Origin of the sequence: Pseudomonas sp. A34-9, assembly GCF_029543085.1 — a bacterium.
In the GTDB taxonomy this organism is placed as follows: Bacteria; Pseudomonadota; Gammaproteobacteria; order Pseudomonadales; family Pseudomonadaceae; genus Aquipseudomonas.
Genome location: NZ_CP119967.1, coordinates 757,492 through 780,664 on the forward strand (window position 1 = coordinate 757,492; position 23,173 = coordinate 780,664).

23 protein-coding genes are annotated in these 23,173 nt (G+C 60.9%); 15 read left to right on the top strand and 8 right to left on the bottom strand.

Translation table 11 applies throughout. From position 1 onward, the window contains the following. The first annotated feature begins 81 nt into the window (after positions 1-81). The 7 genes from P3G59_RS03200 (at position 82) to P3G59_RS03230 (ending at position 7,771) form a co-directional block, all read left to right on the top strand. Positions 82-1,149 (top strand): DUF2333 family protein, encoded by a 1,068-nt coding sequence (locus tag P3G59_RS03200; RefSeq protein ID WP_277760430.1) that lies wholly within the window; start codon positions 82-84, stop codon positions 1,147-1,149. Between the two features lie 3 nt (positions 1,150-1,152). After that, positions 1,153-1,710, top strand: a complete 558-nt coding sequence (locus tag P3G59_RS03205; protein ID WP_277760431.1) for an NUDIX hydrolase — start codon at positions 1,153-1,155, stop codon at positions 1,708-1,710. Between the two features lie 307 nt (positions 1,711-2,017). Continuing rightward, positions 2,018-2,389: a translation initiation factor Sui1 gene (locus P3G59_RS03210; protein WP_007914613.1), complete on the top strand. Its 372-nt coding sequence runs from the start codon at positions 2,018-2,020 to the stop codon at positions 2,387-2,389. A 219-nt stretch (positions 2,390-2,608) separates the two neighbouring features. Next, a complete protein-coding gene (gene speA / locus P3G59_RS03215; protein WP_277760433.1) occupies positions 2,609-4,522 on the top strand; it encodes an arginine decarboxylase in 1,914 nt (637 codons plus the stop codon). 233 nt (positions 4,523-4,755) lie between these two features. Continuing rightward, positions 4,756-6,087, top strand: coding sequence for a contractile injection system protein, VgrG/Pvc8 family (locus P3G59_RS03220; protein ID WP_277760434.1), 1,332 nt, complete (start codon positions 4,756-4,758; stop codon positions 6,085-6,087). Then, positions 6,084-6,878 (top strand): DUF4123 domain-containing protein, encoded by a 795-nt coding sequence (locus P3G59_RS03225; RefSeq protein WP_277760435.1) that lies wholly within the window; start codon positions 6,084-6,086, stop codon positions 6,876-6,878. Before P3G59_RS03220 ends, P3G59_RS03225 begins: the two co-directional genes overlap by 4 nt. A 17-nt stretch (positions 6,879-6,895) precedes the next feature. Continuing rightward, complete coding sequence (locus P3G59_RS03230) at positions 6,896-7,771, top strand: alpha/beta hydrolase (protein WP_277760436.1); 876 nt, start codon at positions 6,896-6,898, stop codon at positions 7,769-7,771. Here P3G59_RS03230 and P3G59_RS03235 read toward each other — a convergent pair. After that, entirely contained in the window at positions 7,765-9,114 is a 1,350-nt protein-coding gene (locus P3G59_RS03235) for an MATE family efflux transporter (protein ID WP_277760437.1), read from the bottom strand. The genes P3G59_RS03230 and P3G59_RS03235 overlap by 7 nt on opposite strands. Positions 9,115-9,312: 198 nt before the next feature. Beyond that, the gene (locus P3G59_RS03240; protein ID WP_007914623.1) at positions 9,313-9,606 is read right to left on the bottom strand and encodes a hypothetical protein; all 294 of its coding nucleotides are present in this window, start codon (positions 9,604-9,606) and stop codon (positions 9,313-9,315) included. A 129-nt stretch (positions 9,607-9,735) separates the two neighbouring features. Between P3G59_RS03240 and P3G59_RS03245 the strand changes: the two genes are divergently transcribed. From P3G59_RS03245 to P3G59_RS03265, 5 genes are all read left to right on the top strand, one after another. Continuing rightward, positions 9,736-10,038 carry a MazG-like family protein gene (locus P3G59_RS03245; protein WP_277760438.1) on the top strand — a complete coding sequence of 101 codons (303 nt, stop codon included), beginning with the start codon at positions 9,736-9,738 and terminating at the stop codon, positions 10,036-10,038. After that, positions 10,038-10,787: a methyltransferase domain-containing protein gene (locus tag P3G59_RS03250; protein WP_277760439.1), complete on the top strand. Its 750-nt coding sequence runs from the start codon at positions 10,038-10,040 to the stop codon at positions 10,785-10,787. The genes P3G59_RS03245 and P3G59_RS03250 overlap by 1 nt, the downstream gene beginning before the upstream one ends. A gap of 12 nt (positions 10,788-10,799) precedes the next feature. Beyond that, on the top strand, positions 10,800-11,414 hold the full coding sequence (locus tag P3G59_RS03255; RefSeq protein WP_277760440.1) for a DUF4136 domain-containing protein: 615 nt from the start codon (positions 10,800-10,802) through the stop codon (positions 11,412-11,414). 55 nt (positions 11,415-11,469) lie between these two features. Further along, entirely contained in the window at positions 11,470-12,027 is a 558-nt protein-coding gene (locus tag P3G59_RS03260; protein ID WP_277760441.1) for a DUF4136 domain-containing protein, read from the top strand. Between the two features lie 204 nt (positions 12,028-12,231). Next, complete coding sequence (locus P3G59_RS03265) at positions 12,232-14,220, top strand: pilus assembly protein TadG-related protein (protein WP_277760442.1); 1,989 nt, start codon at positions 12,232-12,234, stop codon at positions 14,218-14,220. On the opposite strand, the gene P3G59_RS03270 is transcribed toward P3G59_RS03265, so the two are convergent. Both P3G59_RS03270 and P3G59_RS03275 read right to left on the bottom strand, forming a co-directional pair. After that, entirely contained in the window at positions 14,217-16,964 is a 2,748-nt protein-coding gene (locus P3G59_RS03270; RefSeq protein WP_277760443.1) for a PAS domain-containing sensor histidine kinase, read from the bottom strand. The genes P3G59_RS03265 and P3G59_RS03270 overlap by 4 nt on opposite strands. Next, positions 16,961-17,404, bottom strand: a complete 444-nt coding sequence (locus P3G59_RS03275) for a TadE/TadG family type IV pilus assembly protein (RefSeq protein WP_277760444.1) — start codon at positions 17,402-17,404, stop codon at positions 16,961-16,963. Before P3G59_RS03275 ends, P3G59_RS03270 begins: the two co-directional genes overlap by 4 nt. 75 nt (positions 17,405-17,479) lie before the next feature. On the opposite strand from P3G59_RS03275, the gene P3G59_RS03280 reads away from it, so the two are divergent. From P3G59_RS03280 to P3G59_RS03290, 3 genes are all read left to right on the top strand, one after another. After that, positions 17,480-17,950 carry a prepilin peptidase gene (locus tag P3G59_RS03280; protein ID WP_277760445.1) on the top strand — a complete coding sequence of 157 codons (471 nt, stop codon included), beginning with the start codon at positions 17,480-17,482 and terminating at the stop codon, positions 17,948-17,950. A 126-nt stretch (positions 17,951-18,076) separates the two neighbouring features. Then, positions 18,077-18,865 (top strand): response regulator transcription factor, encoded by a 789-nt coding sequence (locus tag P3G59_RS03285; RefSeq protein ID WP_277760446.1) that lies wholly within the window; start codon positions 18,077-18,079, stop codon positions 18,863-18,865. 1,015 nt (positions 18,866-19,880) lie between these two features. Continuing rightward, positions 19,881-20,243 carry a DUF6124 family protein gene (locus P3G59_RS03290; protein ID WP_277760447.1) on the top strand — a complete coding sequence of 121 codons (363 nt, stop codon included), beginning with the start codon at positions 19,881-19,883 and terminating at the stop codon, positions 20,241-20,243. 125 nt (positions 20,244-20,368) lie between these two features. Here P3G59_RS03290 and P3G59_RS03295 read toward each other — a convergent pair whose 3' ends face one another. Genes P3G59_RS03295 through P3G59_RS03310 form a run of 4 tightly spaced genes read right to left on the bottom strand, consistent with a single transcriptional unit; the run spans position 20,369 to position 23,167 of the window. Further along, positions 20,369-20,641, bottom strand: a complete 273-nt coding sequence (locus P3G59_RS03295; RefSeq protein ID WP_150730310.1) for a DUF3613 domain-containing protein — start codon at positions 20,639-20,641, stop codon at positions 20,369-20,371. 10 nt (positions 20,642-20,651) lie between these two features. Then, positions 20,652-21,374: a tetratricopeptide repeat protein gene (locus P3G59_RS03300; RefSeq protein ID WP_277760448.1), complete on the bottom strand. Its 723-nt coding sequence runs from the start codon at positions 21,372-21,374 to the stop codon at positions 20,652-20,654. 22 nt (positions 21,375-21,396) lie between these two features. Continuing rightward, positions 21,397-22,281, bottom strand: coding sequence for a type II secretion system F family protein (locus P3G59_RS03305; protein WP_277760449.1), 885 nt, complete (start codon positions 22,279-22,281; stop codon positions 21,397-21,399). A gap of 1 nt (position 22,282) precedes the next feature. After that, a complete protein-coding gene (locus P3G59_RS03310) occupies positions 22,283-23,167 on the bottom strand; it encodes a type II secretion system F family protein (RefSeq protein ID WP_277760450.1) in 885 nt (294 codons plus the stop codon). Positions 23,168-23,173 lie beyond the last annotated feature (6 nt).

Here is a 23,173-nt window from a genome sequence, read left to right on the forward strand (position 1 = left end):
ACGCGCGGGTGCCCGGCCTTGGCACGTTGTTGTATGGTTGTGGTCGAACCGTTGAACCCAAGTGATTGAAAGGATATCGCCATGCTGGACTGGAAAAACCGCGCGGGCAGCGCGCCTGAACGTGCCGCCGAGCCCAAGTCGGCCGCCCGCAGCTATGTTGGCGGGCTGTTGTTCAGCCGGGCGCTGGCCACACTGGTCGGCATTTATCTGTTGGTGACCATTGGCCTGGGCTGGTACTGGAGCCAGGAGCCGGCGCTGTTTCCGGTCGCACAAAACGCGCAAGTGGCCGCCGAGAAAGAAGGCAAGCAGATGGTGATCGGCTACACCACCGTCGAAACCCTGAAGACTGTTGCCGGCACGCTGCTCAACAAGCCGGGCGGTTATATTTCCAATGACCGCTTCCCACCTGGCCTGTGGATGGATAACACGCCGAGCTGGGAATACGGCGTGCTGGTGCAGGTGCGTGACCTGACCCGGGCGCTGCGTAAAGACTTTGCCCGTTCGCAATCGCAGTCGGCGGAAGATGCCGATCTGGCCAAGGCCGAGCCGCGTTTCAACTTCGATAACAAGAGCTGGATCCTGCCGTCCAGTGAGTCGGAGTATCAGGAAGGTATCAATTCGCTGAGCCGCTATCAGGCTCGCCTGTCTGATCCAACCCAGAAAAACGCGTTGTTCTATGCCCGCGCCGACAACCTGAACAACTGGCTCGGCGATGTCGGCACCCGTCTGGGTTCGCTGTCGCAGCGCCTGTCGGCCAGCGTTGGCCGGGTCAAACTCAACACCGCGCTGAAGACCGAAGTGCCGGCGATCGGCGAAGTGCCGCAGGTCGACGAAGAGATCGTCGAAACGCCGTGGATGCAGATCGACAACGTGTTCTACGAGGCCCGCGGTCAGGCCTGGGCGCTGTCGCACCTGCTGCGCGCCATCGAGGTCGACTTCGCCGATGTGCTGGCGAAGAAGAATGCCACGGTCAGCGTGCGTCAGATCATTCGTGAGCTGGAAGCCTCGCAGGAACCGGTCTGGAGCCCTATGATTCTTAACGGAAGCGGCTTCGGCGTCCTCGCCAACCACTCGCTGGTCATGGCCAACTATATTTCCCGTGCCAACGCCGCTGTGATCGATTTGCGTCAACTGCTCAATCAGGGCTGATACATGAGCCAGAACGCCAAAGAGGCGGCCCATCGCGCCGCCTCGGATGCCGAAAAGATCGCCTGGGTCGACGAGCAGGACAACCTGCTCGGCGCTCTCGTGCGTGCCGATTTGCGTGAACGCGGGCTGATCGGTCGTGGCACGTACATCATGTTGTTCAATTCCGCCGGTGAGCTTTGCGTGCACCGGCGTACCTTGAGCAAGGCAATTTATCCCGGTTACTGGGATGTCGCCGCGGGCGGCATGGTGCAGGCGGATGAGAGTTACGCCGAGTCGGCAGCCCGTGAGCTGGAAGAGGAGTTGGGTGTCAGCGGCGTAGAGCTGACGGCCCATGACCATTTCTACTTCGAAGACACCGGCAATCGTCTTTGGTGTTCGGCGTTTTCCGCTGTGTGGGACGGTCCGCTCAAACTGCAGCCTGAAGAAGTCCTCGAAGCACGCTTTATTCCGGTCGAGCAGGTCATGCGGGAAATCCAGCAAAAGCCTTATTGCCCGGACTCTCTGGCCGCGCTGAAGCGCTATCTGAAGGCGCAGCAAAGCCACGTCGCAAAGAACACATAAATTGGCGCCGATTGGCACTTAGCAATCGGCTTTTTTGTCGTTACACTGCGCGACCTTTTCAAGCTGCACCGAATGGTTGTGGTGCTGGCCTGCTGGCTACGGTAGGAGTTGCCGAAGGCTGCGATCTTTTGATTCTGATCTTTTAAAAGCAAAGTCAAAAGATCGCAGCCTTCGGCAGCTCCTACAGTTGCGCATTCCAGTCATCCATATTCGGTGCAGTAGCGCTGCCCCTGCCTGAGTGGGGCTTCGCGGTCGCTGACCTTGCCCAAGGTTGCGATCAGTCTTTGTCCTCCCAAGAGGATTGCCGGTGGCCAAAAAAGCCGCATCCTTCGCCGCCTTAGGTGGCCTGGTATTTTCCACCGACGCAGGTCGTCATTGCCCGGAATGCAGTAAGCCGGTGGACGCCTGTATCTGCAAACAAACCGTGATCCCGGCCGGCGACGGCATTGCCCGCGTGCGACGCGAGAGCAAGGGCCGTGGCGGCAAGACGGTGACCACCATAACCGGTGTGCCGCTGGCCGAAGACGCGCTCAAAGAGTTGGCGACAACGTTGAAAAAACGTTGCGGCACCGGCGGCGCGTTGAAAGACGGCATCATCGAAATCCAGGGCGATCATGTCGAGCTACTCTTGGCTGAGCTGATCAAGCACGGTTTCAAAGCGAAGAAGTCCGGCGGCTAGCAGCCTCTGTGAAAACCACCTGCGGCTTGATCCGGCGCTGAAACACTTCAGAACCGGCGTCGTCTCCATGGTTTTCACAGAGCCTGTTCATGACCGGTTTCTAAACTCCACGCAGTCAGTGAGGTCTACCGCCGCACTGACGAACCGTCATTTTCATTCTTTAGACTGCGCCGGCCTGCGATCAGGCGACGCACTATGACTTCTTTATAGGGGACTTCGATGTCCGTACGACGCACACGCAAAGACGATGGCAGCCAATGGACAGTTGCGGACAGCCGCAGTGTTTACGGGATCCGCCATTGGGGGGCCGGGTATTTCGCGATCAATGACGCCGGTCGCGTCGAAGTTCGTCCGAACGGCCCGAGCAGCTCGCCTATCGACCTGTTCGAGCAAGTCGACCAACTGCGCAAGAGCGGTTTGTCCTTGCCGTTGCTGGTTCGTTTTCCCGACATCCTGCAAGACCGTGTTCGCCAGTTGACCGGCGCCTTCGATGCCAACATCGAGCGTCTGGAATACCAGAGCAAGTACACCGCGCTGTACCCGATCAAGGTTAACCAGCAAGAAGCGGTGATCGAGAACATCATTGCCACCCAGGACGTCTCCATCGGCCTGGAAGCCGGCTCCAAGCCTGAGCTGCTGGCCGTGCTGGCACTGGCGCCGAAGGGCGGCACCATCGTTTGCAATGGTTACAAGGACCGCGAGTTCATCCGTCTTGCGCTGATGGGCCAGAAGCTGGGCCACAACGTCTTCATCGTGATCGAGAAAGAATCCGAAGTCGGTCTGGTGATCGAAGAAGCCGCCTCGCTGAAGGTCAAGCCACAGGTCGGTCTGCGCGTGCGTCTGTCGTCGCTGGCGTCGTCGAAGTGGGCGGACACCGGTGGCGAGAAATCCAAGTTCGGTCTGTCGGCGGCGCAACTGCTGTCGGTGGTCGAGCGCTTCCGCGCCGCCGGCCTGGATCAAGGCATTCGTCTGCTGCACTTCCATATGGGTTCGCAGATTGCCAACCTCGCTGACTACCAGCACGGCTTTAAAGAAGCGATCCGTTACTACGGCGAGCTGCGCAACCTCGGTCTGCCGGTTGATCACATCGACGTTGGCGGCGGTCTGGGTGTCGACTACGACGGCACGCACTCGCGCAACGCCAGTTCGATCAACTACGACATGGACGATTACGCCGGTGTCGTGGTCGGCATGCTCAAGGAGTTCTGCGACGCGCAGAGCCTGCCGCACCCGCACATCTTCTCCGAGAGCGGCCGCTCGCTGACCGCGCACCACGCGATGCTGGTCGTGCAGGTCACCGACGTCGAGAAGCACAACGACGAAATCCCGCAGATCGAAAACAAGGAATCGCTGCCGGAAACCGTGCAGTGGCTGGTTGATCTGCTCGGCCCGACCGACATCGAAATGGTCACCGAAACCTACTGGCGCGCCACGCACTACATGAGCGATGTGGCTGCGCAGTACGCCGACGGCAAACTGACCCTGGCGGAAAAAGCCCTGGCCGAGCAGTGCTACTTCGCTGTCTGCCGTCGCCTGCACAACTCGCTGAAAGCACGTCAGCGTTCGCACCGTCAGGTGCTCGACGAGCTCAACGACAAGCTGGCCGACAAGTACATCTGCAACTTCTCGGTATTCCAGAGCCTGCCGGACACCTGGGCGATCGATCAGGTCCTGCCGATCATCCCGCTGCACCGTCTCGACGAAGAGCCGCTGCGCCGCGCGGTGCTGCAGGATCTGACCTGCGACTCCGACGGCAAGATCAACCAGTACGTCGACGAGCAGAGCATCGAAACCAGCCTGCCAGTACACGGTTTGAATGAAGGCGAAGACTACCTGCTGGGCGTATTCCTGGTCGGCGCCTATCAGGAAATCCTTGGCGACATGCACAACCTGTTCGGCGACACCGACTCGGTGAACATCTACCAGAACGCCGATGGCAGCGTGTACCACGCCGGCATCGAGACCCACGACACTATCGAAGACATGCTGCGTTACGTGCACTTGTCGCCGGAAGAACTGATGACCCACTACCGCGACAAGTGCGCCAGTGCCCGCATCAGTGCCAGCGAGCGCACGCAATTCCTCGATGCCTTGCGTCTGGGCCTGACTCGTTCCTCCTACCTGTCTTCCTGAGGCCAGGTGGCGCTCTCGCCGGGCTGTCTGAAATTTTCCCACTAGCTGTGGAAAATTCGGATAACCCGGTGGGACGCATCCCAAAATCTGCGCGAAAAGCTTGGCTTCCCTGGCCGGCAAAGTCATCCGGTCTGCTTTTCGCGTAGGTCATTTCCTAAGTTGTACTTCAGCTCTCTACTCGGCCATGGCTCTCGGCGAGAATCCCCGACCGCCCCTCCTGTAGAGATCCGCCCATGTTCGAACCAGTCAACGAGTCGTCGTTTCGTCTCGATGTAGCGGGCCTGTCCGACCCCTTCGAAGTCCTGGCCTTTACCGGTAGCGAAGCCCTCAGCGAATCCTTTGCGTTCGAGATCGATGTGTTGATCGACGATCCGCACCTGGATCTCGCCGGTCTGCTTTACCGTTCGGCGTTCCTCTGTTTCGGGCCGTCGGGGGAGGGTGTGCACGGGCAATTGCAGAGCCTTGTCCAGCATGAGCATGGACAAGGTTTGCGGTTGAGCCGGATCCGTCTGGGGCCGAAACTGGGTTGCCTCGCGCTGCGCTTCAGCCAACGAATCTTCAGTGGCCGTTCGGTGCCGCAGATCATCGAACAGGTGCTCAGAGAGCACGGGATCGTCGGTGCCCAGCGCCGCTTCGAGTTACGCGGGGAGTACGCGCCCCGGACGTTCTGTACCCAATACCGCGAGTCCGATCTGCAACTGCTCCAGCGCTTGTGCGCGCAGGCGCGGATCCACTATTACTTTGAGCACGACCGTGACCGGCATTGTCTGGTTTTTGCCGATGATCCGGCGCAGTTGCCCTTGGCCGGTGCCGCGCGGTATCAGCACGAGGACGATGGACATGACGCTGCTCGCACCTTGCACCAATGGCAGTTGCAAGGGACCGCGCAGGCCGGCTCATCGGGCCCGCAACAGGCCGAAGGTCAAAGTGAGCTGGCGGCGTTGCGCAGCGGTCATTGGCTGCGATTGGCCGGTCATCCGTTCGCCGAATGCAATCGCCCATGGTTGCTCACCCGCATTGAACATCGCGCCGATCCTTCCCTCGAACGGCCTTATGCCAACCGCTTGTTTGGTACGCTGCAGGTGCCCTGTGCATCCGCCGCAGCGCCCTCGCGCATGCACAGCCTGCAACGGGCGTGGGTGGTGACGGTGGACGAACCGCAGCCTGATTGCCTGCGCCCGGTGGCGGTGCAATTCGATTGGCTCTATCAAGGCGAAGGCGCCGCGCCGAGTCACTGTTGGCTACCGCTCGCACCATCCCTGGCGCAAACGCCAATGGCAGCGCTGAGCGATGGCGTCGAGGTGGTGGTGAGCTTTTTCGAGGGCGATCCGGATCAGCCGATGATCAGCGGTGTTCTGCAACCGCCACTTGCCGGCACCGCCACCGACGATGCCCCGCCACTGCCCGACAGCCTGGTGAGTGAAGGTCTGCAGCAACTGCTGGCGTCCGGCGAGCCGTTGCTGCTGTTGTGCCTGATCCCCGGCGGCGGCAGTTTCAGTCACTGCGCAGAGCCGGTGTGCAGTTGTCGACTGGTCACCGCCCTTGAACAGAGCGGCGCAACATGAGTGGCGCGGCGCTTGAGCCCATGGCGCAGTGGCTGTTGCTCGATGGCCCGGATGCACCGCAGGCCTTGCGGGTATTGCGCCAGGCCTTTGCCGACGTGCGCTGCTTCAAACTGTTCGATGGCACCGAGTTTGAACCGGTCAGCGAGCATGGCCCGGTGTTGATCGAGTTGCGCGATTGCCCGGCACTGGCCGCGTTGTGTCACAGCGATCCGAACACCTGGCGCGGGCTGTTGCTGGGCAGTGAGGTCTCGGCGCAACAGTTGCTGAGGCACTTGCAGCGCATGCTCACAGTGTCGTTCGGATTGAGTCATCGGGCGTTGCTCAGCTATTACAACCGGCAGACCGCAAGCTATTTTTTCGACGCTTGCGACGCCTCTGAACTGAGCCGCTGGCTCGGGCCGATCCGGCAGTTGCGCTGGTTCGGCGGCACTTGGGCCGACCGCGCGATTGGCAGCCAGGGCTGGCAGCAGTTGCGCAATCCGGGGCTTGCCGTCGAACCGCTGAGCATCGAAGAAAGCCTGACCCGGCGCCAGCGCGAACGCTTGCAAACCTGCTTGCTGGAGCAGCACATCTGGCGCTGGTGCCAATCGTTGGGAACCGATTACGCGACGATGTCCTCCCATGTTCAACAAGGCCTGGCGCTGGGATTTCACGACCGCACCGTGCTCGATGGCTGGTTATGGCTACGCTTGCTGCATCCGCGTGCCGTGCTGGTGCCACCGCCGGTGGGTCTGACCCAGCAACAGCGGCTTGACCATGTGCGGCGCCAGTGGCGCGGCGATCAGTCCTGAGACGAGGTTCGGCGCGTATGGCAGGTTTATTCCGACAAGGTTTCGGCGCAATGATCGGCAGTGTAATGCTGCTGGTGCTGAGCGGTTGTTCGCCGGTGCAGTTGCTCAATGCGCTGACCCCGGACAGCACGTATGACAAAACCGCAGGCATTGCGTATGGCGACGATCCTCGGCAGAAACTCGATGTGTATGTGCCGCATCAGCCGATGCCGGGTGCACCGGTGGTGGTTTTTTTCTATGGCGGCAGCTGGAACAGCGGTTCGCGCGTCGACTACAGCTTTGTCGGTGAAGCGCTGGCGTCCCGCGGGATAGTCACGGTCGTGGCGGATTACCGCTTGTATCCGCAGGTGCGCTATCCACTGTTTTTGCAGGACGGCGCGCGGGCGGTGGCATGGACCAAAGCGCATATTCGCGAGTTTTCCGGCAACCCGCAGCGCTTGTATTTGATGGGGCACAGCTCCGGCGGATATAACGCGGCGATGCTCTCGCTGGATGGCGAATGGCTTGCGGCGGTGGGCATGTCGCCCGCAGATTTGCAGGGCTGGATCGGTCTGGCCGGGCCGTATGATTTTCTGCCGATCAAGAATCCTGAGGTGCGTCCGGTGTTCTTCTGGCCGGACTCACCGCCGCAATCGCAACCGATCAATCATGTCAGTCGCGGCGCACCACCGGCGCTGCTGATTGCGGCCAGCAACGATGATCTGGTCAACCCGAGCCGCAACACCGGCGGCCTTGCGAGCAAGCTGCGCGAGGCCGGCGTGTCGGTGCAGGATCTGTATTACTCGCGCCCCAGTCACATGACCCTGGTGGCCAGTCTGTCGCGACCGTTGCGGCGCCTGGCGCCGGTGCTTGATCAGGTGGTCGGGTTTATCGCGCGCACGCCAGCTCAGTGAATGCCGCCACTGAACCAGCCATCGTTGCGCTTGAGCCACCAGGCTTGTGCGCCGAGGGTCAGGCTGCGCAACACCATGAACAGCAGAAAAGATATCCACAGCCCGTGATTGCCCAGACCTTGCAACGCCCAGGCGAACGGCATGAACAACACCACGGTGATCAGCATGCCGTTGCGCATTTCCCGCGCGCGGGTGGCGCCGATGAACAGACCGTCGAGCAAATAGCTCCAGACCGCAATCAGCGGCAGCACGGCGAGGTAGGGCAGGTAGACGAACGCGGTGTCGCGCACGCTCTGGATGTCAGTCTGCATCTCGATGAACAGGTGCCCGGCCAGCAGAAACAGGCTGGCAAAGCCGAGGCTGGCGATCAGTGACCAGCCGCCGGCCACCACCAGCGATCGACGCAGGGCCAGACGATCGCGGGCGCCGATGGCGTGTCCGCACAAGGCTTCGACGGCATGGGCCAGACCGTCCAGCGCATGCGCCGTCAGGAGTAGGCCGTTGAGCAGCAGCGCGTTGGCGGCCACCGTCGAATCACCCAGTCGCGCGCCTTGCACGGTGATCATGAAAAACACCGATTGCAGCGCCAGGCTGCGAATGAAGATGTCGCGGTTGACCGCCAGCAACGGCCGCCAGCTCTGCCAGACTTTCAGCGCTGCCCAGACGATGTGCCCCGGATACGCGCGCAATGCCTTGCGTGTCAGCAGCAGGCCGAGCAGGGCGCCGCTCCATTCGGCGATCACCGAGGCCCGCGCCGAACCGACCACACCCCAGTCCAGGCCGATGACGAACCACAAGTTGAGAACGATGTTGATCAGGTTGGTGGTCAGCAGAATCGCCAGCGGCGCCCGGGCGTTTTGCGTGCCGAGGAACCAGCCGACCAGCGCATAACTGGCCAGCGCCGCCGGCAGGCCGAACAGCCGTGTGTGAAAGAAATCCCGGGTGAGCTGATCCAGCTCCGCTGACGGTTGCATGAAGTGCAGTGCGATGCTGCTCAGCGGCACACCCAACGTGCCAAGCACGAGTGCCAGTCCCATCGCCAGCAGCAAACCCTGCAACAGAATCTGCCGCAGCGCGGCACCGTCGCTGCGCCCGGCAGCCTGTGCGGCAAAACCGGTGGTGCCCATGCGCAGAAAACCCATGGCCCAGGCGAGAAAGGTGTAGAGGCTGGCGCCGACCGCCACCGCGCCCAATTGGTGGGCGTGGGGCAAGTGACCAATGACGGTACTGTCGACCAGCGCCACCAGCGGTACGGAAATATTGGAAAGAATCATGGGCGCGGCGAGTGCCCAGACCTTGCGGTGCGTCGGGCGGTCGCGCCAGTCGGCGATCAGAGTGGACATGCGGGGCTCCTTGGGAGCGGCATTGTAGCGGTAGAAGCCCCCTCACCCCAGCCCTCTCCCTGAGGGAGAGGGAGCCGATCTCTGTCGTTTTCAAAGCCTGCGTTCGACTCGGTATCGCAAGTCGGTGTACTTCTAGAAAACACCGCGGTCAGTCCCCTCTCCCTCTGGGAGAGGGTTAGGGTGAGGGGCTCTTGAGGGTTAATGAATAATCCAGCTAAGCAACCACAACCCCAGCAACAGCCAGATGATCCCGGCAATAATTGACGCATTCATGAACGCCCGAATCGCCGACCACAACAGCATCAGCCCGACAATCAGGGCGATGATGCTGATGATCGAGGTGTCCATGCCCAGCGTCTTCGCCAGCCCGTCGACAAAGTTGCCGCCGGCATTGCTCAGAATGTTGAACAAGCCACTGAGGCCGTCGACGATAAACCGGATGACCGAACCGAGCGCCTGGCCGAGCCATTCGAAAAAGCTTTCTACCTGCATGTTTGCATCCTGATGAAAGAGCTGAGCCTTGGGCCACAACGCGGGTGGCCGAGTTCCCTGCATCATAGACGGTTTGCGCTTGCCTTCATGCTGTATCCCCCCGAAGCTATACGCCTTCAGGAGAGCCCGATGAACCTTGTTGAACTGACCGAACGCCTGCACGTCATTCGCGACCGCAATGACTGGCGGCAATTTCACAGCCCGAAAAACCTCGCCATGGCCGCCAGCGTCGAGATGTCTGAACTGGTGGAAATCTTCCAGTGGCTGACTGAAGACCAGTCGCGCCAGTTGCCCGCTGACAAACTCGCCCACGCCGGGCAGGAAGTCGGCGATATCGTGCTGTATCTGTTGCTGCTGTGCAGCGAGTTGGGGCTGGACATGAATGAAGTGGTGCGCGCCAAGCTCGCCGACAGCGAACGGCGGTTCAGCTGATGAGCGACCGGCATTTCGATCAGTTGGCGACGCGTTTCGCCGAAAAAATCTACGGTGGCGCCAAAGGCGCGATTCGTCTCGCGGTGTTGCAGGCTGACCTGGCCGAAGCACTGCCGGATCGCCCGCTGCGCGTCCTGGACATCGGTGGCGGCCTGGGTCACATGTCGCTGTGGCTGGCCGAGCGCGGCCACGATGTGACCTTCACCGAACCGGCCGCACCGATGCTCGAAGGCGCGCGCCAGCGTTTCGCTGAAGCCGGGCAAACCGCGACGTTCATTCAGGCACCCTGGCAGGAGCTGCTCGGGCAACTCACCGAACCGTACGATCTGGTGATCTGCCACGCCGTGCTCGAATGGCTCGCCGAACCCCACGCGATCCTGCCGGTGCTGCATCAACTGACCAAACCCGGCGGCTGGTTGTCGTTGGCGTTCTACAACCGTGATGCGCTGATTTATCGCAACCTGCTCAAAGGCCATTTCAAGAAAATGCGCAAAAACGTCATGGCCGGCGAAAAGCAGAGCCTGACGCCGCAGCAGCCCCTCGATCCAAGGGAATTGGCAACGCAACTCGACGGCCTGTGGCGGGTCGAAACCCAGAGCGGGATCCGCGTTTTCCACGACTACATGCCGGTGGAGTTCCAGGCCCGCGCCGAACTCGTGGATATGCTCGAGATGGAGCTCGCTCACCGCCGTCACCCAAGCTTCGCCGGGCTTGGGCGCTATTTGCACTGGATCTGCCGGCCGATCTGATCGGAGCGCGACATGAAAGCTCAATCCGGGTTATTGCTGATGTGTCTGGGGTTGGCTGCCTGCCAGGGCAGCAATCCGTACGTGGCGCAATCGCGGCCCTTGCCGCCGGCGCCAGCGCAAGCCGCCAATACGTTTGACCGTAGCGCGTACCCGGCGCCGCCGCGTGACTACGGACGCTACCGCAGTTGGGCCTGGCTCAACGGGCAACTGCCGCCGGGCACGGCGTGGGCGGATTCGGCGCAAGTGGCCGAGGCGGTAAGCAATGCCCTCGATCAGCGCGGCTTGCGCCCGCTGCACGACAACCGTCCGGCTGACCTGTTGGTCAGCGCCAATCTGCGTCTGGAAACGCGCTTGCGTCAGGTTCAGGACGACTACGGTTATTACGGCGGCGGATACGGCGGCTATGATCGATATGGGCGCGGTTACGGCATGTACAACACGGTGCCGATCGTCCGTACATATTCCGAGCAAGTCGTGGTGGTGCAAGTCAATCTGTTCGATGCCGGCACGGGGCAACCGGTGTGGAGCACCAGCGCCGAAACCGCGAACAAGGGCAGCGAAATCGATCGCACCGATTCGATCCGCGAGGCTGTGGAAAAGGCCATGTCGGCGTATCCTCCCAGTTAGCTTCCTGCCCATTCGAAGCTTGCCCAGGTTCATGTCTTCAACCGGAGAAAAAACCATGTTCCGCCGTCTCGCTCTACTGGCCATGGCCGCGCTGCTCAGCGCTTGCGCCGCCAACCAGGTCAACCATGACTTCGATGCCAGCCGCGATTTTGCCGCCTATCGCAGCTGGAGCTGGAAAGACCCCGCCCTGCAATATCGGCCCGATGATCCGCGAATCAAAAGCGACCTGACCGAACAGCGCATTCGCCAGGCAGTCGCCGACCAACTCGATCAGCGTGGCTTGCGCCCGGCGGCTGCGGGCGCCAAGGGTGACTTGAGTGTGCAGACTTACCTGATCGTCGAGGATCGTCAGCAGCAAGTGACGACCAACTACGGCGGCGGTTGGGGTGGCCCGTGGAACGGTTACTGGGGCGCACCGATGTACAACGAAACGCGCAACATCACCTACAAGGTCGCGACCATCCAGATCGACCTGCTCGACGGCAAGGACGGCAAACTGGTGTGGCGCGGCAGCGATGAACAGATGCTCGCCAGCAAACCCAACCCCGAAGATCGCAGCAATGCCATCCGTGAGACGGTCACGCGGATTCTGGCCAACTATCCACCGCGCTGAGCGTGTGCAGAAAAATGGGAGCCCATGAGCTCCCATTTTTTTGCCCGGCCACAACACCCCCGTAGGAGCTGCCGAAGGCTGCGATCTTTTGATTTTGCTTTTTAGAGGCCAAGATCAAAAGATCGCAGCCGGCGGCAGCTCCTACCGGGGATTGCGCGTCTACACTCAGTTGCACCAATGGAGGTAACGGCAAAGGAGTGCGCCATGTCGCCTCGTTCGCGATTCAACGGCCCGGCCCGCCAGCGCGGGGCGATCGGCTTGATGGCAGCGGCCACCCTCAGTCTGGCGGTGCTGATGCTGCTGTTGGTGGTCGATACCGGCCGCCTGTACATGGAACAGCGCAAATTGCAGCGCGTGGTCGACAACGCGGCCCTCGAAGCCGTCAGCCGTGGCGGTAATTGCCTGCCGGGCCTGAGCGCCGCCAGTTATGCCGGGCAAAGCGCCGTGCGCAATGGCTATATCGTCGATGCCGGCAACACCCTCGCCACCACGTGCGGCACCTTGGTGACAGCCGCCACCGGCCTGCGCACCTTCGCCGTGGATGCCACGCAAGCGGCAGCGGTGAAAGTCGTCGCCAGTCGCACGGTGATCACCAGTTTTGCCGGTGGCGTACAGGCCTTGTTCAGCGGCACACCGGTCAGTCTCAATACCACGCTCAATGCCTCGGCGGTGGCCGCCAAACCGCAGCCGACGGTGGCCCAGCTGAATATTCGCAGCACCCTGGCCAATATCGATACGGCCCAGTCGAACATTCTCAATCCGCTGTTTTCCGGGCTGCTCGGCGGTAACGTCAATCTCACCGCGCTAGGCTGGGACGGTCTGCTGAACACTGATATCAACTTGCTCAAATACCTTGATCAACTGGCGATCAATCTCAACGTCGCGGCGGGCAACTACACGCAGTTGCTCAATACCCAGGCCACGGTGACGCAGCTGATTCAGGCCGCAGCGACGGTGGTGCAACTCAATGGCGCGACCGCCCAGGTGATCACGGCATTGGGCCAATTGCAGGTCGCGGCAATCAACGCGGCGCCGGTCAAGCTCGGCGATATCCTGCAACTGCAGACCGGCACCACGGCGGCCGGGCTGGACGCCAATCTGCAACTGCTGCAACTGATTCAGGGTGTGGTGCAACTGGCCAACAGCAAGAGTGCGGTGGCGGCGACGTTGCCGATCAGCGTGCTCGGGCTGGCGAATGTCACGGTGCGGGTGAAAGTGATCGAGCCGCCGCAGTTTTCCGCGATTGGCGACCCGGCACGGGCCAAGGTCAACCCGACCGGGCCGGACCGGATTTATGTGCGTACGGCGCAAGTGCGCACGATGTTGTCGGTGAGTTTGCCGGTGCTGTCCGGGGTGACGGGGCTGACGAATGCAGTGTTGGGACTGGTCGGTGCGTTGACTCCGACGCTCAACGCGTTGCTCAGTCTGAACCTGGCTGCGACACTTAATTCAGTGCTCTGTCTGCTCGGGGCAGGGTGTGAGCAACTGGCCCCGAGGCTGTTGCCGTCACCGCAAATCGATATCAGCCTGGATGCCGGCGGTGCGAAAAGCTATGTCACCGATTACAGTTGCCCGACAGGTAACACAGGCAGTAAAAGCCTCACGGCACACACCATCACCTCCATCGCCGATCTCAAGCTCGGCAAGATCGACCCCACCAACGCTTTTTCTTCAGCCGCCGAGCCTACAGTCGCGCCATTGGCGTTGATCGATTTGGGCATCGAGACGTGTTACGGACTGTTCGGCTGTGATGCCAATTCCCATGTGCAATTCGGTGCGGGCGGCATTGCAATCAAACTCGACACCAGCGTCGCGCAAAACTCCCAAGACCTGGTGTTCTCCAGCGGTACGCCGTTCGCCACCCCGGCCAACCTCAAACTGCCGCCGAGCATCTTGCCGGCCGCACCCACCAGTAACATCGTCGGCAGCCTGTCGAGCACCCTCGCGGGGATCAACCTGATCGTCTACAAACCGCAGGGCAGTAATCCATTGGGTGCCATCGTTACCGGCGTTGCCTCGTTGATCAGCGATGTCACCAGCAAATTGCTGCCGGTGGTGACCAGCCTGGTCAGCCCGTTGCTCGATCCGCTGCTGAACAACCTGCTCAAAGGTCTGGGCATTAACCTGATGGATGTCGACGTCGGTGCCAACATGACCTGCGGCCAGACCGGCAAGGCTTATCTGGTGATCTAGGGGGCGATCGGCAATTCGATGCAGAACCGTGCGCCCTCCACCGAGTTGCGCACGCTCAATTGGCCGCCCATGTTGTCGATGATGCCGTAGCTCACCGACAACCCCAACCCCGTGCCGACACCGATCGGTTTGGTGGTGAAAAACGGCTCGAAAATCCGCTCCAGCAAGCGTGGATCGATACCGCCGCCGTTGTCCTCGACCCACAACCGCACGCACTGTTCATCACGTTCGGCATAGATCGAAATCCATGGTCTGAAGGATGAATCCTTCTCGCGTTTGCTCAGCAACGCGTCGCGGGCATTGACCATCAGGTTGATCAACACCTGCTCAAGCTGATCGACGTAGCCGCGCACTTGCACCTCGAACCCGGTCTCGCTGATGCGCAAGTCCACGCCTTTGCCGCGCATGCCTTCGGCCAGCAGCGACAGCGTGCCTTCGATGGCGGACGCCGGGTTGAACAGTTGCTGCTCGATCTCCGAACGCCGGCCGAATACGCGCATGTGATCGACCACTTTCGCTGCACGTTGCACCTGCGCATCGATGCGGTTGAGCTTGTCGGTCAGGTAATCGACCTGCACATCGCCGTTGCCCAGGCGCTTGAGCACGTTGACGATGGCCATGCGCATCACGTTCAACGGCTGATTGATTTCATGGGCGAGGCCGGTGGCCATTTCGCCAAGGGTGGCCATTTTCGCGCTTTGTGTGAGTTGCTGCTGGGAGCGGCGCACCTCGGTGTTGTCGCGGCCCACCGCTTGTACTTCGATCAACTGGCCGTGCTCATCGAACACCCCACGATCGGACCACACCCACCAGGCGTGTTCGCGGCCTGGCAGTTGCAGGCTGATTTCTGCGGTGCTCACCGGGTGCTCCGCGGTCAGTGAGCCGAGGCGCTGGACGAACGCGGCACGTTGTTCCTCGGACATCCAGCTGCCCAGATCGACCCCCGGCAGTTGCTCCGGCGTGCATTCCAGATAGGTCGCCAGCGGCCGGTTGCCGAAGGTCAGAATCAGGTCCGGGCGATAGCGACAGATCATCGCCGGCGAGTCCTCCACCAGAATCCGGTAGCGCTCTTCACTCTTTTTCACCTGTTCGGCCGCGAGGGTCGCTTCGGTGACGTCCAGCCACAAACCGACCGTTTCCACCGGCAGGCCGAGGTCATTGCGCAGCAGCCTGGCTTCATCGAGTAGCCAGTGATAATCGCCGCGACGGTCGCGCAGCCGATAACGCGTGCGTACCGAACCCTCGCGCAGCAACTGGCGGCTGCGGGCGAAATACAGATCACGATCCTCGGGATGGATCATCTCGACCAGTGCGCCGTCGCCACAGTCCTCAAGGCTCCAGCCCAGCAAGGGTTGCAGGCTGGCACTGAAGAATGCCGGGATCAGCGCACCTTCGTGGTACTGCTGGACGTAAATCACTGCGGGCGAACTGGCGATCAGGTTGTCGAGCCGCGCATGTGCGGCGGCGGCCCGTTGTTGCTGGTTCTGGATGTCGCTGATATCGAGCATGAAACCGACCAGCCGCCGCTGCTCGCCGCTGCCAATCACTTGGCCCTGCACGCGGTACCACGTCGGCGCTTGCGCGGGATCGCCGCCGTGCAGGCGCACCGAGAACGTCAGGGCTTCACCGTGTTGTTGCAAAGCCTGCAGACGGCTGCGCAGCTCTTCGCGGTCGGCGGGATGGATTTGCCTCAGCCAGTCTTCCAGCAGTAATCCGCCAGGGTTCACGTTCAGGGCTGCGGCCAGCGCGGGCGCCAGGTGAATGTTGTGGTCGCCTGCAAGGATCTCCCACCAGCCGGTGCCCAGCAGGGTTTGCAGCGCTTCGCTACGTTCCAGTTGCAGGTGATGTTGCTGTTCACGCAGACGCCCCAGCAAAGGCCCGGCCAGTGCGCCGATCAGCGCGAGCCAGTCGCGTTCGGTCAGGTACGGCGCCGCGCTGTCCACGGGATAAAAACCGCAGAGCAGCCAGGCCACCACACCGCGTTCATCGCTATACGGCACCGCGAAACCTTCGGCATTGCCGAACAGGACCTGCACCCGCGAGTGTTCATCAAGGCCATGGTGTGCGCCGACACGCTGTGGCGCGGCACCGTTCAGGCTGTCCAGCGGCGTGCCCAGGCGCTGGCCGTCATGCCACAGGGTCGGTGCATCGTGGGCGCGATACTGCTGATAAATCTGCCAGCCCTGTTCCTCATCATCCAGCAGGGCCAGCGCCAGACAAGGGATGTGCCAGCGCTGGGCAATCACCTGCAATTGTTCGCTGACGATCACCGGCAAACGCAGCTGGCTGCACGCGCGCAACTGTTCGCTGATCTGCCCGGCAATCAATTGGCAGGCATCACGCTGACGCGATTGTTGGCGTTCGAACAGCAAGTCAGCGATGTCGATCAGCTGCATCAGCCAGCCTTCGCCCTGCGGCTGCACCCAGCCGCGCAGGTGCACGGTTTGCTCGCCCAGCCCGAAGAAGTCGAGATCCAACAAGAGCCCCTGCCACTCCCGCGGCCGACCTTCGACGGTCAACAGGCTGTGGGGCAGCAGATAAGTGCTGAGTGGCAAGGGTTGATCTTGAGGTTTGAACTGCGCCAGCAGATGCCGCAACGGTCCGGCGATTTGCAGCACGCCACCGTCATCGTTCAGGTACAGGTGCAAGCCTGTCGCGGGGGAGCCGAGTGGGTCGGGCAACTCGTGGGCGGCGGGCGGTGTGCGTTTGAGCAAGCGCCCGAACAGTTTGTCCCCCGACGTCAAAATTGCAGACTCGACGAGGCGGTCAGGTAAGGGGGCAGATTGGGCACTGTGCCGATACCCGGCAGCACCAGAAACGGCATGACCTGATTGAGCTTGCTGACCGGGTAGTTCACTTGCACCGTCAGCAGGCCGGACGCGCTGTACTGGACACTGGTATCGACGCCGATCACCAGGTTGAAAATTGGCCGGATCCAGGACAATTGCTGGGTCAGCGTAGCGTTTGCGGTGTTGATCACCACCGTTGAATAGTTGGGCGTGTTGGGGTCGACCGCGACACTGCGGCGTACCGCTTCGGACGTGGCCTGGTTGAACGATTGCATCATCACCAATGGCAGGCTGTAACTGACCAGACCGTAAAAAACGGCGAAAAAGATGATGAACACCAAGGCGAACTCGATCGCCACCGCACCTTTTTGCGACTTCCGAAAGCCGGTTTTCATGAGTGCGTCTACCCTGACTGTCACTGCGTAGTATCAGCATAGAATCATTCCGCAAAAATGGACGGTTTTTACCCGATGTACAGTTTTCTCCTCCTGATCTGGCTGGGGCTGTGCGCGGCGCAAGACGCCCGCCAACGACGCATTGCCAATGGACTGACCCTCGGTGTGGCGGCGCTGGCGCTTATCTATCTGCTGTGGACCGGCAGCACTTGGCTGGGCGCTGACGCAGGGCAGGGCGGTTGGGCCTGCCTGATCGCATTGGCGCTGACCCTGCCGGGGTTTTTCATGGGGCGGATGGGCGCCGGCGATGTGAAATTAATGACAGCTCTTGGCCTTGCGACGGACGGTCTGTTCATTCTGGGCGTGTTTATCGGCGCGGGGTTGGCCAGCGTGCTCTGGATGCTCGTGGCACCAAGAGTCTGGCTCCATATGGGTCAATGGCTTAGAGAACGTCTGCGATATCTGGCACCAGGTCTGTCAAAAAAGCTGCCATTTGCACCGTTCGTGCTGATCGGGTCGGTGCTCACACTGCTTTGGATCCATTAGTCGCCAAGCGCCACTAGTCCTATGTACATAGTCGGAAAGTGCGTCTACTTTCAAATGAACTGGTTATACAGCCAAAGGCTGGCAGTACAGGAATGGTCAGCTTTGGCCTGGGACATGGAGTAGCACGTGAACAAGCTTTCGTCTGCGGTAAAAGTCCTCGTGGTCGACGATCAGCCATTGATTGTGGAGGAGCTGTGCGAGTTTCTTGAAAGTAGCGGGTATCGCTGTGTGCCGTGTGAGTCCAGTCAGCAGGCGATTGAGCGTTTCAGTGAGGACGCAGAAATCGGTCTGGTGCTGAGTGATCTGCACATGCCAGACATGGATGGCATTCAGTTGATCCAGGCGTTGCAGCGGTTGGCGGGCAAGCATCGGGTGTTCGAGGCGATCATGCTCACCGGGCGTGCCGACAAGCAGGATGTGATCAAGGCGTTGCGTGCCGGGATTGCCGATTACTATCAGAAGCCGATCGATCTGGATGAGTTGCTTGAGGGTGTGCGGCGCCAGGAGGTGGCGTTGCAGGAGCGGCAGAAGAATCTGCAACTGGGGCATTTGAATCAGAAGTTGCAGTATTTGTCTGAGTCGATCGATGACCTGTACCAGGATCTGGACAAGGTGCGGCGCAGTCCTTCGGCGGTGGTTCGCGATGTGTTGGGTGGTGAGCCTGCCGAGGCTGAGGCGCAGGAGATGCCGGCGATTTTCAATCAGTTGTCGCCACGACAACTGGATGTGGCGCGGTTGGTGGGCAAGGGGCAGACCAACTATCAGATTGCCTGTGAGTTGGGGATTACCGAGAACACGGTGAAGCTTTATGTTTCGCAGGTGTTGCGGTTGACGCATATGCATAATCGGACGCAGTTGGCTTTGGCTTTGTCGCCTAGTGCTTCTGCTTCTCGGCAGCGGGTTACGGCGCATTGACTTGGCGGCCTTTGGGCCGACCATGTTGGGGGTGGTTTGGGGGAATATCCGTTGCTGCGGGTGTTGCTGATTAGGGTTCCGCCCTTACGGCGGGTCACTTTTGGCAAACGCCCCAAAAGTAACCAAAAACGCTTGCTCCTGCGTGCGGCCCGCTCGCTGGGGCTCGGGGTTCCTTCGCTGCGGGATCGATCCGGGCGCAGCGCCTACGGTTTGCTTCGCTGCACCTCCTCTCGCTGTGTTTGGCTTCGCCAAACGGTCGCTGCGCTCCCACGCCCGGATCAATCCCTCCGCTCAGCCTTCCGACGTCGCCCGTGGATCAAGATCAAGAGCTGCAGCCGAGCTAACGCTCATCCTGTTGAGTGGTGAAGAGCATGCATGCGGTCGGCTTTTGTTCGGTGTTGGATTCACCCCTCATCGGAACGCCGCCCGCCCAGCCCTCTCCCGAGGGAGAGGGAGCCGATTGGTGGGCCTCTCAAAATTTGCATTCAACGCGGTATCGCACGTCGGCGTAGCTCCCCCAAACAACTCGATCAGTCCCCTCTCCCTCCGGGAGAGGGCTAGGGTGAGGTTTTTTTGATCTGTTTCAGAATCTGAGTTCGACTCGGTATTTCACGTCGGCGTAGCTATCCCAAACACCTCGGTCAGTCCCCTCTCCCTCTGGGAGAGGGCTAGGGTGAGGGTTGGCTTTTGGCTGTTTAAATGTGTGGCAGATAACAGGAACCTTCCCACGCTGTTTTCAGGTTGTCCGTCGGACGTGCGCGCTCTAGTCTCTGGCTGTCGTTGCCAATTCAGCGACCGGGTGTGGAAACCTGAATTTCAAGTAGATGCGTTGCATCGCTACCGCAATCATTGTCGGCGTCTTCTTTCGTCTGCAAACTGTGTCGCGGCGGCTGTGCGCGGGCAGGCTTCGGTCTGGCCGGTTGCCTACTTATCGGTTTTCCACCCTGCGTACAGCTGCCACCTTTTGTCGTGTGGAAACGACAAAGGTTGGCTCCTCAGCCAAGTAGGAGTTTTTATGGACAAACTGATCCCCGACCCACCCCACGAACCCATCACCCCCCTCGAAGAAGCCATCCGCGCCGACAACCTCGTCAAAAACCGCGAGGCCATCAAACGCGCGCTCGATTTCTATCTCTGCCCCGAACCTGCAAAACCCCGCCAACCCAGCACGATGTTTCTCATTCACCCGAAAATCGACACCGAAAGCCTGCTCGCCCACGCCTGCGAATCGCTGGCCTCGGCCAACACGCTGGCGGGTAATTTTGCTGATCAGCTCGGCCGGCCGGAACGTAATACCGCGCTGGCGATTCAGCAGATCATCATGCTGGCCGAGCTGGCGGTGAATCGGGCACTGGATCGGGTAAATCCGCAAACATAAGCCTCACACCTCTGTAGGAGCTGCCGAAGGCTGCGATCTTTTGACGTTGGCTTTTGACAATCACAAGTCACTGCGAAAGATCGCAGCGTTCGGCAGCTCCTGCAGGGATGAGTGAAGGCGAAACACTAGTTCTTGGTCTCGATCTTGCCACCCGCATCCGGATCATAAAAATCCGGAATCTCATATTTGTACTTCTTCAACCAGCGCTGCATCGCCAGATCCCGTTCGGTCGCGGTCGCCGTTTGTGGCTTGGGCGAGGCGGCTTTGTTGCGGCTTTGCAGGACCAGCCAGCCTTCGGTCTCTTGTTGCTGCGCCGAGGCGGGGCCGGCGTCGATGGCGGCGGCGCTGAGGGGCAGGCTGAGCAGGGTCAGGTAGCACAGGCCTTTGAAGGGATGCATGGCTGTCTCCTTATTTGAGCGATGACGGCAACGGGTCAGCCACGGCGGCAACTTGATTGCTGGTGGCAGGTTTGGCCTGGACCGGGGCTTTGAGTTTTTCTGCGCGTTGCTGGGCCTCGGTGAATTGTTCCGGGGTCAGTTTGGCGCGGCTGACGATTTCCGCGGCTTGTGGCCAGTCGTTCTGGTACAGCAGCAGGGTGACCATGTTCAGTGTCGCCAGTTGGTTGTTCTGTTTCAGTTCGATGGCGGTGAGGAACTCGAAGCGGGCGTCGTTGAGGCGCAGTTGATTGAGGTAGACCACGCCCAGGTCGTTACGGATTTTTTCGTCGGTGGGGGCCAGGCGCGCGGCGCGTTGCAGGTGGGCCTGGGCCTGGCCGTTGTCGCCACGAGCGGCGTAGAGCTGGCCGAGACCGTGTTCGGCTTCGGCGGTCAGGCAGCCTCCGAGCAGGCTGCGATACAACGGTTCGGCTTCGCTGCGGCCGAGCAGGCGGTAGACCTTGGCTTTGCGCAGGCGTACTTCGCTGATGGTGTCCGGCAGGCTTTGCAGGTTGGCCAGGCTGGCGTGCAGTTTGCCGTCGTTGGCCAGGTCATCCGCAAGGTTAAGGGCCAGTTCCTGCTCCTGAGTCATTTTGCTGCAACTGGTCGGTGACAGCAGCGCCGTCCACGGTGCCTGGCCGTCGGTGGCGCAACCGCCGAGCATCAACAGACTTGCCATGACTATCAGTACTTTCATCAAACGCTCTCCATGAGCAAGGTCAGTTTGCAAACGCCCGGGCAATGGCGGTGAAGCCCGGGCCGGCGAGGACGATCAGCAGTGCCGGAAACAAAAACAGCATCATCACGACAGACATCTTTGCCGACATTTTCGAGATGTATTCCTGCAAGCGGGTCAGGCGCCGGTCATCAAGCAATTGCTTGAGCGCCAGCAGCGACTTCATTGCGCCACCGCCCTGTTGAATCAGTTGCTGCAGGATCACGCAGGTGTCAGTGAATTCGTCGACGGCGAGCATTACCGCGGCTTTATTCAACTCCTGGCCGAGTTCCAGGCCGCTGTCGACACGGGTCAGGATCAGGCGCAGTTCAGTGGTCAGTTCCGGCAGCAGTTTTTGCGCTTCAATGCTGAGTACACGCAGGGCTTGTTCGACGGCCATGCCGGATTCGAAAAGGATGCGCAGCAGTGGAATGAACGTCGAAATTTCCACGGCAATGACTTTCTGCCGACGTGCCGCCGCGTAGGCCAGCAAGCGTTTGGGCAGCAGATAGCCGCCGCCGGTGGCGAGCATCGGCACCAGCCAGCGGTTGTCAGCCTGGGGAAAAAACACCTCTTGCAGAAATATCGCCAAACCCAACGTCAGCAGTGGCGTGCCGATCTGGCAGGCGGCGTACAGCGCCCGTTCGTTGGCGCGGCGCCAGCCGATGCGGTTGAGCAGGGTCTGGGTTTCGCTGTCGATGCTCACCGAGCGTTGCCCGAACTTGCTGCTGCCCAGTACGCGCAACCAGCTGCCGAAGCGGTTCTCGCGGATCAATTGTCCTTGCAGGCGCTGGTTGACCTGCCGCACTCGACGGCGCTCCACCAGCAGGTGATTGATCACCAGCATCAAGGCGCCAAGCAGCAACATCAGAGCCGCGAGCCAGACCATCTCAAACGCTCCGCAACATGCGCCACAGCGCCAGGCTTCCGAACACTTGCAACACGGCGGCGCTGATCAGCATGTGCTGCCCGCTCGCGTCGTTCCACATCCCGAGCATGTAGCCTGGGTTGGTCAGCATGAAGTAACTCACCAGCAGCAACGGCAACGAGCCGAGCACCCACGCGGTCATGCGTGTTTCGCCGGTCAGGGCGCGCAGTTGCCGGGCGCCCTGATCGCGTTCGCGGATCAGTTTGATCAGGTTCTCCAGCAGCTCGCTGGCGTTGCCGCCGTAGCGATGATTGACCTTCAGGCCGAGAGCAAACATGCGCAGTTCGTCCTGTTCATAGAGTTCGGCAAAGTCGCTGACGGCATCCGGCAAGTTCACGCCCAATTGCACGTTGCGCTGGACCCGGCCCATGGCTTTTTTCAGCGGATCTTCGCTCGCTTCAATGCCGCCCATGACCGCGTCACTCAGGGTGCGCCCGGACTTCAGGCTACGCACGGTGTGATCAAGCAACTGCGGCAGTTGCTCGATCATGCGCTTGATCCGGCGCTGGTAAAGGAAGGCGATGTACAGCCGCAACGTCAGTGGCGGCATGACGATCATCAGCAGCAAGCCGACCCAGTCGGCGAGAAAATAACCCAGCGCCATCGCCAGCGCCCACAGGCTCAGCCACAGGCCGAAACGCTCGCTCGGGCGGCCCAGCCCGGCCCGCAGGAACATGCGTTCCAGACCGACCCACACAGGTTTTTCCGGCGCCAGTTGCGGTTGCCCGGCGGCGAGTCGGTTGAGCACTTTTTCCGTGGCAGTCTTGCGCAGCCCCTGCAAGAACAGACGAATCGACAGCCCCAGCAGCATCAGGCAGATAACGATGAGAATGATCGGTCCCAGCATGCTCGG

Coding starts and splice junctions, on each gene's coding strand:
- speA (WP_277760433.1), top strand. CDS start 2,609: ATGTCCGTACGACGCACACGCAAAGACGATGGCAGCCAATGGACAGTT.
- P3G59_RS03310 (WP_277760450.1), bottom strand. CDS start 23,167: ATGCTGGGACCGATCATTCTCATCGTTATCTGCCTGATGCTGCTGGGG.
- P3G59_RS03305 (WP_277760449.1), bottom strand. CDS start 22,281: ATGGTCTGGCTCGCGGCTCTGATGTTGCTGCTTGGCGCCTTGATGCTG.
- P3G59_RS03260 (WP_277760441.1), top strand. CDS start 11,470: ATGTTCCGCCGTCTCGCTCTACTGGCCATGGCCGCGCTGCTCAGCGCT.
- P3G59_RS03225 (WP_277760435.1), top strand. CDS start 6,084: ATGAGTGGCGCGGCGCTTGAGCCCATGGCGCAGTGGCTGTTGCTCGAT.
- P3G59_RS03265 (WP_277760442.1), top strand. CDS start 12,232: ATGTCGCCTCGTTCGCGATTCAACGGCCCGGCCCGCCAGCGCGGGGCG.
- P3G59_RS03275 (WP_277760444.1), bottom strand. CDS start 17,404: ATGAAAACCGGCTTTCGGAAGTCGCAAAAAGGTGCGGTGGCGATCGAG.
- P3G59_RS03245 (WP_277760438.1), top strand. CDS start 9,736: ATGAACCTTGTTGAACTGACCGAACGCCTGCACGTCATTCGCGACCGC.
- P3G59_RS03200 (WP_277760430.1), top strand. CDS start 82: ATGCTGGACTGGAAAAACCGCGCGGGCAGCGCGCCTGAACGTGCCGCC.
- P3G59_RS03300 (WP_277760448.1), bottom strand. CDS start 21,374: ATGAAAGTACTGATAGTCATGGCAAGTCTGTTGATGCTCGGCGGTTGC.
- P3G59_RS03220 (WP_277760434.1), top strand. CDS start 4,756: ATGTTCGAACCAGTCAACGAGTCGTCGTTTCGTCTCGATGTAGCGGGC.
- P3G59_RS03280 (WP_277760445.1), top strand. CDS start 17,480: ATGTACAGTTTTCTCCTCCTGATCTGGCTGGGGCTGTGCGCGGCGCAA.
- P3G59_RS03230 (WP_277760436.1), top strand. CDS start 6,896: ATGGCAGGTTTATTCCGACAAGGTTTCGGCGCAATGATCGGCAGTGTA.
- P3G59_RS03250 (WP_277760439.1), top strand. CDS start 10,038: ATGAGCGACCGGCATTTCGATCAGTTGGCGACGCGTTTCGCCGAAAAA.
- P3G59_RS03205 (WP_277760431.1), top strand. CDS start 1,153: ATGAGCCAGAACGCCAAAGAGGCGGCCCATCGCGCCGCCTCGGATGCC.
- P3G59_RS03240 (WP_007914623.1), bottom strand. CDS start 9,606: ATGCAGGTAGAAAGCTTTTTCGAATGGCTCGGCCAGGCGCTCGGTTCG.
- P3G59_RS03255 (WP_277760440.1), top strand. CDS start 10,800: ATGAAAGCTCAATCCGGGTTATTGCTGATGTGTCTGGGGTTGGCTGCC.
- P3G59_RS03235 (WP_277760437.1), bottom strand. CDS start 9,114: ATGTCCACTCTGATCGCCGACTGGCGCGACCGCCCGACGCACCGCAAG.
- P3G59_RS03295 (WP_150730310.1), bottom strand. CDS start 20,641: ATGCATCCCTTCAAAGGCCTGTGCTACCTGACCCTGCTCAGCCTGCCC.
- P3G59_RS03290 (WP_277760447.1), top strand. CDS start 19,881: ATGGACAAACTGATCCCCGACCCACCCCACGAACCCATCACCCCCCTC.